The 12,014-nt window shown below is 41.5% G+C and carries 8 protein-coding genes, 3 tRNA genes, 1 other RNA gene and 1 pseudogene; 1 reads left to right on the forward strand and 12 read right to left on the reverse strand.

Going from position 1 to position 12,014, the window contains the following annotated elements; genetic code table 11:
• Positions 1-28: 28 nt before the first annotated feature.
• Entirely contained in the window at positions 29-670 is a 642-nt protein-coding gene (locus ACFSN5_RS06495; RefSeq protein ID WP_165329133.1) for a DUF3862 domain-containing protein, read from the reverse strand.
• 40 nt (positions 671-710) lie between these two features.
• Positions 711-1,059: a transfer-messenger RNA gene (gene ssrA, locus ACFSN5_RS06500) on the reverse strand.
• A 75-nt stretch (positions 1,060-1,134) separates the two neighbouring features.
• Between ssrA and ACFSN5_RS06505 the strand changes: the two genes are divergently transcribed.
• On the forward strand, positions 1,135-1,737 hold the full coding sequence (locus ACFSN5_RS06505; RefSeq protein WP_165210414.1) for a TVP38/TMEM64 family protein: 603 nt from the start codon (positions 1,135-1,137) through the stop codon (positions 1,735-1,737).
• 72 nt (positions 1,738-1,809) lie between these two features.
• Here the strand turns inward: ACFSN5_RS06505 and ACFSN5_RS06510 are convergent.
• From ACFSN5_RS06510 to parE, 10 genes and pseudogenes are all read right to left on the reverse strand, one after another.
• Positions 1,810-1,881 (reverse strand) — tRNA-Arg (locus tag ACFSN5_RS06510).
• A 433-nt stretch (positions 1,882-2,314) separates the two neighbouring features.
• Positions 2,315-3,511: a 30S ribosomal protein S1 gene (gene rpsA, locus ACFSN5_RS06515; RefSeq protein ID WP_165210411.1), complete on the reverse strand. Its 1,197-nt coding sequence runs from the start codon at positions 3,509-3,511 to the stop codon at positions 2,315-2,317.
• 115 nt (positions 3,512-3,626) lie between these two features.
• Positions 3,627-3,698 (reverse strand) — tRNA-Gln (locus ACFSN5_RS06520).
• Positions 3,699-3,853: 155 nt separating this feature from the next.
• Positions 3,854-3,934: transfer RNA gene (locus tag ACFSN5_RS06525), tRNA-Tyr, on the reverse strand.
• A gap of 51 nt (positions 3,935-3,985) precedes the next feature.
• Entirely contained in the window at positions 3,986-4,216 is a 231-nt protein-coding gene (locus tag ACFSN5_RS06530) for a DUF2969 domain-containing protein (RefSeq protein ID WP_165210408.1), read from the reverse strand.
• 168 nt (positions 4,217-4,384) lie between these two features.
• Positions 4,385-5,407: a branched-chain amino acid aminotransferase gene (locus tag ACFSN5_RS06535; RefSeq protein ID WP_165210405.1), complete on the reverse strand. Its 1,023-nt coding sequence runs from the start codon at positions 5,405-5,407 to the stop codon at positions 4,385-4,387.
• Positions 5,408-5,893: 486 nt separating this feature from the next.
• Complete coding sequence (gene parC / locus ACFSN5_RS06540) at positions 5,894-8,353, reverse strand: DNA topoisomerase IV subunit A (RefSeq protein WP_165210402.1); 2,460 nt, start codon at positions 8,351-8,353, stop codon at positions 5,894-5,896.
• A gap of 269 nt (positions 8,354-8,622) precedes the next feature.
• Positions 8,623-9,228 carry a protein adenylyltransferase Fic gene (fic, locus tag ACFSN5_RS06545; protein WP_165210399.1) on the reverse strand — a complete coding sequence of 202 codons (606 nt, stop codon included), beginning with the start codon at positions 9,226-9,228 and terminating at the stop codon, positions 8,623-8,625.
• A gap of 22 nt (positions 9,229-9,250) precedes the next feature.
• Positions 9,251-9,657: pseudogene (locus tag ACFSN5_RS06550) on the reverse strand (GTP pyrophosphokinase); the annotation flags it as partial.
• A gap of 347 nt (positions 9,658-10,004) precedes the next feature.
• Positions 10,005-11,948 carry a DNA topoisomerase IV subunit B gene (gene parE / locus ACFSN5_RS06555; RefSeq protein WP_165210558.1) on the reverse strand — a complete coding sequence of 648 codons (1,944 nt, stop codon included), beginning with the start codon at positions 11,946-11,948 and terminating at the stop codon, positions 10,005-10,007.
• Positions 11,949-12,014 lie beyond the last annotated feature (66 nt).

Below are 12,014 nucleotides of genomic sequence, written 5' to 3' on the forward strand. Positions count from 1 at the left end.
AAGACCTCGCAGAGGTCTTTTTTATAACTTATTTAGCCGTACCTAGGCCGGTTTGTTCCTTATCAGTCAATTTACCATTAGTGAAGTTCAGAATCATCTGACCATCTTTTTGCCCTTTGGCGAGCTTGAGGTTACTAGACCAGACTGCCTGTAATTCAGTCTTATCTGAGGATGCTGCCTCTGATAGACTGTCGGGAGCCCCATATTTCGCTACCATATCCGAGTAGGCATAACCAGTCTTCAGATTTTGATAATCCTTAGCTGAAAAATTAGCAGAGCGATGATAAGAATAGCCTTTAATCGAACGAACCAGCGTACTATCGTTAAAGAGCTTGACTTCAACAGTAATACTACCAATATTCCAAGTATAAACTTCTAAAGTGATATTCCCCGATGAAGGCTTTTCTTGCTTATGAGCTTTAGGCTCACCGAAATATTGTTTCAACTGAGCTAAATTCGTACCCCCAGAAAAATCATTATCAGCCTTACCCAAACTTACCTTATCAAAGTTTTTTCGAACATTATCATGGTTATCAGAGCTCTGTAGCGTGGAAGATGATAGAGATAAAGAAGATGATGACGTTGAGTTATCATCATTGCTTGACTTATGGCAAGCCACTAAAACTGTAATCGCCAGGAGACTCATGAGACCTGTAATGACTTTTTTCATCATAAAAAACCCTTCCTTTTATCCGAAAATTAGAAATTTTCTATGGAGCCGGTGGGAGTCGAACCCACGTCCAAACACCTGCTAACTTATTCGTCTACAACCATAGGTTATGTATTAATTTAACAAGACCTCGACACATAACTCAAGCCCAAGTCTTGCGAGTCAGTAAATCTCTTTTAGGCTGACCTGACTGCAACCTAATGTAGCTTGCTGATTTTAAGACTAATAAACAAACACAAGCAATCTGTTATTAGTCACACAGGCTGGTGTTTAGGCAGCTACTGCGTAAGAATTTGTATTTTTTGCAGTTATATTTAACTGGCATTTTAACATCTGCCGATGGGTTGCAAAACAAGCCTCATAATGCCTGTCGAATCCGTAACGACCCCTAAACATTACTTGAGCCATTATAACAAATCCAGTTAGAAATAGCAAAAATAAGTGAATTAGGGTATAATCAAACCATGTATGAATTTTTCAAGAAAGCCATTCAATGGTTAGGCTGGCTAGTCTTAATTGTCAGTGCTATTCTAGTTATTTGGCTCTTTAAAGATGGAACACTGAGTGATTTTGAGCGCTTTAAAACCTGGGTTGCTCAATACAAGATACTCTCCCCTCTGATTTTTACGCTTATTCAAATTATTCAAGTGGTTTTACCCATCATTCCCGGTGGAGTCACGACTATTGTTGGTTTTGCTGTCTTTGGTTTCTGGCAAGGTCTGCTTTATAATTCTATCGGTATTATCATTGGCAGTATCATTCTTTTTATTTTGGTTCAAAATTTTGGCCGTAAATTTATTCTTCTTTTCGTTAAAGAGGAGACCTTTAAGAAGTATGAGGCCAAGCTGGAAAGCCCCGGTTATGAACGTTTCTTTATCTTCTGTATGGTCTCTCCTGTCTCTCCAGCTGATCTCATGGTCATGGTCACTGGTCTGACCAATATGTCCTTGAAAAAATTCACCATGATTATGATTTGGACCAAACCCATTTCTGTTGTCGGTTATAATCTGATTTGGGAACTTGGTGGTAAATGGGCCTATTACCTTTTCGGCTTTACTAAGAAATAGTCATAGAAACTGAGCAAAAATAAAATTGACCAAATAAATAAGGCTGAGAACTTTTGTCTCAGCCTCTTTCTTTCCACTCTGAGGGAATCGAACCCCCATCTCAAGAACCGGAATCTTACGTGATATCCATTACACTAAGAGTGGCAACAGATAGTATTATACCATGTTCAAAAAGATTTTGCTATAGGAAATAATAAGATTTTAGATAGGTGTTATTCTCAAAGTAAGTGGCAAAATTTAAGTCGAAGTTAGCCAGCCACAAAAATCATCTGAAGAGATCTGTAACCGAGTAGTTTCTTGGGATAGTGGTTGATCTAATTTTTAATGAACGCGACCAGCTCGTTGGTCGCATTTTGCGTCCCCTTATGATTCTCAGTAATTTTCTCATACTAATATTTTTCACTACTTGTGGAACAAGAATGACTCTAGGAACTTGATAAGTTTACCAGACTCAAACTCTTTGAAATACCAAAAAGAGCCTACTGTTTCTGCTGTACAAATCGCTGTCTGCTCAAAACAAGATTTTTCTAATATATTGCTTGTGACCACAAAAAAACAGCCTGTAGGCTGCTTTATCTTACAATTCAATATCTCCAAAGAGATCTGCCATTGAGAAACCTGTTTGGGTTTCTGGCAATTCGTAATCGCGTCTTTCACGTTTTTGACGACGTGGACGTGATTGACGTTTTTCTCCTTGGCCTTCTGCATCAGCAGGACGTTCTTGAAGAGCTTTGATTGACAATGATACACGCTCTGCATCAGCATCAACTGACAAAACTTTTACTTGAACTTCTTGACCTACTGAAAGGACATCTTTTGGATTTTCAACACGTTTGTGAGAAATTTGTGAAATGTGAACAAGTCCATCAATACCAGGGAGAACTTCAACAAAAGCACCAAAATCAGTCAAACGCTTAACCTTGCCATCGATAACATCGCCAGCAGCTAATTTTTGTTCAACACCATCCCATGGTCCAGGGGTTGTAGCCTTCAATGAGAGTGAGATACGCCCTGCCTCTTCATCAATAGCAAGAACTTTAACATCAATTTCGTCGCCAACAGAAACAACTGACTTAGGTGATACATTACGTTCATGAGACAGCTCAGTCACGTGAACAAGTCCATCAACACCGCCAAGGTCAACAAAAGCTCCGAAGCTAGTTAAACGAGCCACTTTACCTTGAACAACTGAACCAACTTCAAGTTTAGAGAAGATTTCTTGACGAGCTGCTGCATTCTTTTCTTCCACAACTTCACGCCGCGAAAGAATAAAACGATTTTCAGCTGGATCAACTTCTTTGATTTTAGCTTCGATATCTTGACCAACAAATTGTTCTGTATTACGAACAAAACGCGTATCAAGCATAGAAGCAGGGATAAATCCACGAAGTCCTTCAAATTCTACTGACAGTCCACCTTTAACGGCACGAGTTCCTTTAACCGTTACAACTTCACCTTCACGACCGACAAGTTTATCCCAAGCTTTACGTGCTTCTAAGCGTTTTTTAGAGACAAGATAAGTAACAGTATCTGTGTCTTTACCAACAACTTGACGAAGAACAAGAACTTCAATCTTATCACCAGATTTAACAAAGTCATTAATGTCAGCTTCACGATCGTTAGTCAATTCACGAAGAGTCAAGACACCTTCAATACCAGTACCTTCTATAATTACGTTTGCTTGATCATTATCAACTGTCAAAACTTCAGCAGTGACAACGTCACCAGGGTTAACTTCGCTAACACTGTTTAGCAAATCTTCAAATTCATTCATTCTAAAAAAACCTCCAGCAAGAACTGAACTGGCCAGCTCTCGACAACACTATATTTTCTTAAGGCAACCCGCAAGGATAACTTAACGGTTTAAGGACTAGCCTCATAACCTCAGACTGGGGTAGCTGGATTCGAACCAACGCATGAGGGAGTCAAAGTCCCTTGCCTTACCGCTTGGCTATACCCCAAAAGCAAATAACTTAATACTCAGGACAAATTAGAGAACCAAGTTGAACACGACCTAAAACCCTAGTGAAAAAGATAAACTTCCTAGCGTTATATCTAACGCTTCGTCAGCTTCCTATTTCGTACGGATTTTTAAACGGTCTTTGTATCCTGAGTATGGAAGGGGAGGGATTCGAACCCCCGAACCCGAAGGAGCGGATTTACAGTCCGCCGCGTTTAGCCTCTTCGCTACCCTTCCATGCAACTAGGGTTCATTCTAACATAAAGGAACCCTTAATGTCAACAGTTTTTAGTGATTTAGGTTGTAACTTTCAATGATTGATTCTATTGCCTGATCTAAGGTTTTGTAGGAATCTTTGAGTCCTTCTTTTTCAACAGTCGTAAACTGACCATCTACTTCTACGATTTGACCGACGGTACGTTTCCCAATGGTCAGTTCGTAGCCGGCCAACCGCTTGCCTGAAACAAGGACTTGAGCATCCGCTAACTGGATTTCAATTTTTTTATCTTTTTTTGCCATGGTTTAACTTCCTTATTTTGATTAAATTTCCTTTTAATTTTACAAAAAATCATGATGGCATGCAAGGTGAAATGCTATTTATTTTTAACTAGTAGTTTTTCATTTCGATTTAACCAAAAAAACTCCCTGAAACTAAACTTTCAGGAAGTTGATTAGGTATATAAACGTTTAATCGACCTTATAAATCCAGCCTTCTGGACCTTCGACATCACCAAATTGAATACCAGTCAAGAGATCGTAAAGCTTACGGGTGATAGGTCCTACTTCTGTTTCACTGTAAAAGACATGGAAATTATCACCGTGTTGAACACCACCAATTGGGGAGATAACTGCTGCAGTACCGCAAGCACCGGCTTCTTTGAAGCGATCCAAATCATCAATAAAGACATCACCTTGAACAGGCTTGAGACCAAGATTATGTTCTGCCAAATAAAGCAAGGAGTATTTAGTGATAGACGGCAGGATCGATGGGCTGAGCGGCGTTATAAACTCATCATCCTTACTGATACCGAAGAAGTTTGCTGAACCCACTTCTTCAATCTTCGTGTGGGTAGCAGGGTCCAGATAGATGACATCCGAGAAGCCTGTATTGTGGGCAATGTCACCCGGCATAAGACTGGCCGCATAGTTACCACCAACCTTAGCAGCACCTGTACCATGAGGAGCAGCTCGGTCATAGTCGTCTTGAATCAAGAAGTTAGTTGGCTGTAAGCCACCCTTGAAGTAGTTACCAACTGGCATAGCGAATACTGTGAAAATATATTCATCAGCTGGATGCACTCCGATAACATCACCGACTCCAATCAAGAGAGGACGCAGATAAAGGGTTGCTCCTGTACCATAAGGCGGCACATAGTCTTCATTAGCCTTAACGACCTGCTTACAAGCATCAATGAACTTATCAGTCGGTACTTGTGGCATCAAGAGGCGGTCAGCTGTTCGTTGCAGGCGAGCCGCATTTTGGTCAGGACGAAAAAGTTGAACTGAACCATCTTTGGTGCGATAGGCTTTCAATCCTTCAAAAGCTTGTTGGCCATAGTGCAGAGCTGGAGAGCTTTCAGAAATATGCAAAGTCGCGTCTTCTGTCAATTTGCCTTCGTCCCATTTACCATCCTTATAATAAGAAAGGTAGCGATAAGGGAGTTTGTGATACTCAAACCCCAAGTTTTCCCAATCTAAATCAACTGTCATAAATCAATCCCTCTTTCTAACAGGTAATATGATTTTATTGTAGTCCTTTTTAGTTGCTTTTTCAAGGTTTTTGTGGAAAAATTCAGAAAATTTGGTTAATAGGAAGAGTTGCTCATTTTCAAACAGTTCATTTTTTTATTATTGGCTACTGACAAACTTTTCCAAGGATAATCAAAGTTTGACACATTACAATGCTTATCTTTTCTCAATCAATTCCTGATGATTTTTTAAACCATCAATCAGTAATATAAGGCTCTTTTACCGTTACATCTGTGTGATTAAATTTCAAAATTAAGGGCCCATAAATTTTTACCATCATAATAGCAAAAATAGCAAAAGTATCGATAAGCAGATAAGTGTAAAAACTATAGAATTTTCATGTTACTTTTCTTATTTAACGTGAACTGTTCTTGATAATATTCTTTTAATTATCCTCTAAAACAAAAGAAATCAGACGATGGAATCGTCTAATTTCTTAAAATGGAGCTATTTCACTTCTGCTTTATAGACTTCTTCATCTGAGATGGTATCTGAAATGAAACTACCGTTGCTGGTACGCTCAGATAGACCTAGGTCAACCAAGTTGACTTGTTCAATCTTACCAGTCTTAGACATGACTTCCAAAATCTGTTGGTCATTAGATTCTTGGACTTCTGTACTGAAGAGGTCAAGGTCTTGGGTATTGGCATCTGACAGGACCGGTCCTGCTAGGAAGATGCGATGCGGTTTTGACTTGAGTTCTCTGAGAACTTGCAGGCCACGCCCTGCCCGCTTGGCTAATGGAATATCATCCATTGCCATCCGCTTGAGACTGCCGCGTTGAGTCAGAATAAAGAAGGATTTAGTGTTGGCAATAAAAGCTGACTTAACGGTATCACCATCTTTAAGGTTGATAGCTTTGACTCCTGCTGCTTTAGCACCAACAACAGGCACCTCTTCAATAGAAAAGTGTAGGGCATAGCCTTTTTCAGTAATTATCATGACCTGATCCAACTTGATTGGAGCAATAGTAACAATCTGATCTTCTTCACCTTTAAGTTTGGCATACTTAACCGATTTAGTTTTATAACTCCGCCATGGCTGAAATTCAGTCCGATCCACTCGCTTAATTTGCCCTTGCTTAGTCACTGCAAAGTAAGTTTCAGGGATAAAGTCATCAATGATTTCGGCATAGAGTACCTCTTCATCGGTCGCAAAATTTGTTACCGTTTGTGAAAGATGCTCACCAATATCTTTCCAACGAATATCAGTCAGTTCATGAATCGGTCGGTAGATGACATTGCCGAGATTGGTAAAAATCAGCAGGTGCTGGGTTGTCTTAGCCGGTGCAATGATGACAACTTGATCGTCATCCCGCTTGCCTAGTTCTTCAGGTGTAGACGCATTGTAGGAACGCGGGCTGGTTCGTTTGACATAGCCGCTGCGAGTTAAGCTGACATAGGTGTCTTCTTCGACAATCAGGCTGGCTGTATCAATTTCAATCGCTTGTGCTTGAGCCTGCAGTTCTGAACGACGAGGGTTACCAAATTTCTTTTTAACCTCACGGAGTTCACGTTTCATGAGATTATACATGGTGCGTTCATCGCCGATGATGGCTTTGAGGGTAGCAATTTGCTCCCGCAGAGCTGCATCCTCCTCTTCCAAAGTGACGATGTCAGTATTGGTCAGACGGTAGAGCTGCAAGGTCACAATAGCTTCGGCTTGCTCCTCGGTAAAGTCATAAGAGACCTTAAGGTTTTCCTTAGCATCCGCCTTGTTTTCCGAAGCCCGAATTAAGGCAATCACTTCATCCAAAATAGAGAGTACCCTAATCAGTCCTTCTACAATATGGAGACGCTTTTCGGCCTTCTTCTTATCGAATTTAGAGCGGGCCACGATAATATCCCGCCGGTGGGCAATATAACTAGTCAGGATTGGAATAATCCCAACTTGCCTTGGCGTGAAATTATCGATGGCCACCATGTTAAAGTTATAATTGATTTGTAAGTCGGTGTATTTAAGCAGGTAGTTAAGAATCGCTTGACTGTCCGCATCCTTCTTAAGTTCAATGGCAATGCGCAAACCATCACGATCAGATTCGTCCCGTACCTCAGCGATGCCAGGTACTTTATTGTTGATACGAACCTCATCAATTTTCTTGACCAGCAGGGCCTTGTTGACATCATAAGGAATCTCGGTAACAATAATTTGTTCCTTACCACCTTTGAGAGGCTCAATCTCTGTACGCGAACGCACAACCACACGCCCTTTACCAGTTTCATAAGCTTTACGGATTTCGTCAGCTCCTTGGATAATGGCGCCTGTCGGTAGGTCTGGTCCAGGCATGAATTCCATGAGCTTATCAACCGTAGCCTTAGGATGGTCAATCATATAGATAACTGCATCAATGACCTCAGCTAGATTGTGGGGTGGAATATCGGTCGCATAACCAGCCGAAATACCAGTTGCTCCATTAACCAAAAGGTTGGGAAAGGCAGCAGGCAGGACTGTCGGTTCTTTTTCCGTATCATCAAAGTTCCAGGCCCAAGGCACTGTATCTTTGTCAATATCGTGAAGGAGATATCCTGCAATTTCCGACAGGCGAGCCTCTGTATACCGCATAGCAGCCGGTGGATCACCGTCCATAGAACCGTTATTCCCGTGCATTTCTACGAGGATCTCACGATTCTTCCAGTCCTGCGACATCCGCACCATGGCATCATAAATCGATGAATCCCCATGCGGGTGAAAATTCCCCATGATATTACCGACTGACTTGGCAGACTTACGATAACCCTTATCATGAGTATTCCCGTCCTTATTCATGGAATAAAGGATACGACGCTGTACTGGCTTCAAACCATCACGGATATCAGGTAAAGCCCGCTCTTGAATGATATATTTGGAGTAGCGGCCAAAGCGCTCTCCCATAATGTCCTCAAGGGACATGTTTTGAATGTTAGACATAATTAAGATACAAAGCCCGTAAAAAAGACAAAGTCAAAACAGGAAATCGGCAGAAAATCAAGATTTTCTAGACGATTTATCTTTTTGACACAGTCTTTAGGGCGTGTTCAGTTGATGCTAGCTGAACATTCCTTTCTTATTTATTGTACGTAGAAAATTTCTTTTTGACACTTTTCTTAAGTGGCGATGCTAGCGACCGCTGATGCTTTCATAGCTAAATTTGAAACTTCGACTCGAAATTTCCGATTTCTGATAACTATCATCTCTTCTTACAGCTCCTCGGTTCTATAAAGGCGATAACCTTCATAATCGTAACTGTGATCGACACCTTTCATATAGAGCTCACGGTTATCGATGTCATCCGTGAGTGCTTTTCTGAGGATATACTTGATTTCAATATCACGCACTGGACTACGTTCCATAGCCAGAAGATAATCTTCTTTATCGACCTGTGACCAGTCGATGACTTGACTAATCTCATTTTTTAGTAAATGGTCTAACCAGAGACGCATGCTGCGCCCATTGCCTTCGCGAAAAGGATGGGCAATGTTCAGTTCAACATATTTTTCAATAATGTGATCAAAAGTATCTTGAGGCATACTGTTAATGGTTTTAAGCGAAGCTTTCAAGTAGACTAAGGGAGCAAAGCGAAATCCACCCTTTGCTAAATCAACTAAGCGCAACTTTCCAGCAAAATCATAAATATCTTCGAACAAAAATCCATGAATAAATGCTAAAGTTTCGTAAGTACCTGCAGGTTTATCAGACAATAAATTTTCTTCAAATAGACGTTTAGCTTTTTCTTTACTGATTTTTTCTTCAGCTTTTGAGAGCTCAAGCGAATCTGTCAAACCTAACTTATTTTCTAAAACCATATTTCCTCACCTACTAACCTAATCACTCCACACATTTTCGTTTATATTTAATATGGCTAGCGACATTTCCTTCAACATCCTTCTCATCCCATAGTTGCAATTCCCATGGATAGTAGAAATTTCTCTTATTTTTGAAATAGATGTCAATACCAACATAACCGTCCTTATCCCGCAGGTACCAGTTTTTCAGCCCACATTTTTTCTGCCATATATCCAAACGTTCCATAACCTGAGAGGTCTCTTCGGACGTTAAAATCATCCGAGCACTAAAGATATTATTTAAAATAGCATTAACTAGACAGACCTCTTTGCGCTCTCTAAATCGTTCGATTTTATCTAAAAGTGACTTAGAAGTTTTTACGCGGCAAACGTAGCAAATGCATCGATATCAGCTCGCATAAGATAATCATTAATGGCGTCACGGAGATTGGTAGGCATCACAGCATTAAGACGCTCTTCTTTAGCAACACTGTCCAGTCTACGACTTTTCCCAAAGACCTACAGCAAAGGCGAGCATAATCATTCCTAAGATAAATTTGTCTGTAAACATAAAGTAAAGAGCTGCAAGAACAGACATAGCACAAGCCACTATCTTAATCCAACCTTTGTTAAACCCGTTTTTCCTCGTGCTTTCATTCGTCTTTAGCGGATCAATTATAACGCTTATCCGTCAAAAACGATATTATATTGACAGATGATAAGCTAGTGAGGAGATGACAGGCCACAGCCTGTTACGTTGTGAAAGTAGATGCTTTATTATCTTTTCAAATAAGCAATCAAAACACCGTACTTTCTTCCAAGGTAAACTTGACGTTATCCTCAATCCATTGGCGGCGTGGGGCAGGCTTGTCGCCCATGAGGACGGAGACGCGGCGCTCGGCACGGGCTAGATCTTCGATAGTTACACGAATCAAGGTGCGATTGTCAGGATCCATGGTTGTTTCCCAGAGTTGGTCAGCATTCATCTCACCCAGCCCCTTATAGCGCTGAAGAACTGAACCTTTACCAAATTTCTGGCGGAGCTCTTCTAGCTCACCATCAGTCCAAGCGTATGCTACCTGCTCCTTCTTACCCTTGCCCTTAGACATTTTATAGAGAGGCGGCAGAGCAATATAGACATGACCTGCTTCAACTAGTGGGCGCATGTACCTATAGAAGAAGGTTAGCAAAAGCGTTTGAATATGGGCACCATCGGTATCTGCATCGGTCATGATAATAATCTTGTCATAATTGATGTCATTAAGATTGAAATCCGGTCCAACACCAGCACCAATCGTGTAAATCATGGTATTGATTTCTTCGTTCTTAAGGATATCGGGCATTTTGGCTTTTTCTGTATTAAGCACCTTCCCCCTCAGCGGTAGAATGGCTTGGAACTTGCGGTCGCGCCCTTGCTTAGCAGATCCGCCGGCTGAGTCCCCCTCCACCAGATACAATTCATTTTTCTTAGAATTTCTAGATTGAGCAGGGGTCAGTTTTCCTGAGAGAAGCCCCTTATCTTTTTTATTTTTCTTGCCATTGCGGCTTTCATCACGAGCTTTGCGGGCTGCTTCTCGGGCATCACGCGCTTTGATAGCCTTACGAACCAAACTGGAGGCCAGCTCACCATTTTCCATTAGGAAAAAGGTCAATTGATCTGAAACCAAGCTATCAACAACGGGACGGGCCAGAGGGCTGCCCAGCTTATCCTTGGTTTGCCCTTCAAACTGCAAATGTTCCTCAGGAACAAGGATAGATAAGACGGCAGAGAGGCCTTCACGGTAATCTGAACCTTCCAGATTTTTATCCTTATCCTTGAGCAGACCAGTCTTTCTGGCATAATCATTCATGGCCTTTGTGATGGCCGTTTTTAATCCTGTCTCATGAGTTCCTCCGTCTTTAGTACGGACATTATTAACAAAAGATAAGATATTATCTGAAAAGCCATCGTTATACTGCATGGCGACCTGAACTTGGAAGCCTTGGTCTTCTCCTTCAAAATAGATAACAGGGGTCAGGGTTTCCTTATCTTCATTAAGATAGGAAACAAAATCCTGTACGCCATTTTCGTAATGAAATTCAGCTGCTTCATCTGTGCGTTCGTCCTTGAGGACCAAGGTCACTTCCTTGAGCAGGAAGGCGGATTCCTTGAGCCGCTCAGAAATGGTATTAAATTTGAAATCAGTTGTTGAGAAGATTGTATCATCAGGTTTAAAGGTAACCTTGGTACCCGACTTGGACTTGGGTGCCGTTCCGATTTTTTCTAAGGTAGTGACGGGTTTGCCACCATTTTCAAATCGTTGCTTATAAATGGCTCCGTCACGGGTAATCTCAACTTCCAGCCAGCTAGACAGGGCATTAACGACAGAAGATCCGACCCCATGCAGGCCACCAGAAGTCTTGTAGCCGCCTTGGCCGAACTTACCTCCGGCATGAAGCACGGTAAAAATGACTTCAACTGTGGGCTTGCCTGTAGCGTGCATGCCAGTCGGCATTCCCCGACCACTGTCGGTTATGCTGACCGAACCGTCTTGATGAAGGACCACTTCAATGCGATCCCCAAAGCCAGACAGAGCCTCATCGACAGCATTGTCGACAATCTCCCAAACTAGGTGGTGGAGGCCCGTTCCATCGGTCGATCCGATATACATCCCGGGACGTTTGCGGACCGCATCCAACCCTTCTAGCACCTGAATAGCATCATCATTATAATTAGTAATTGAAATTTCTTTTTTAGCCAACATTGACCTCCCAATTATTCATCCCTCTTATATTACAAGTTTTTGAAGGAATTTGCAAAAAAATTT

It is taken from the genome of Streptococcus tangpeifui (genome assembly GCF_044503215.1).
In the GTDB taxonomy this organism is placed as follows: domain Bacteria; phylum Bacillota; class Bacilli; order Lactobacillales; family Streptococcaceae; genus Streptococcus; species Streptococcus tangpeifui.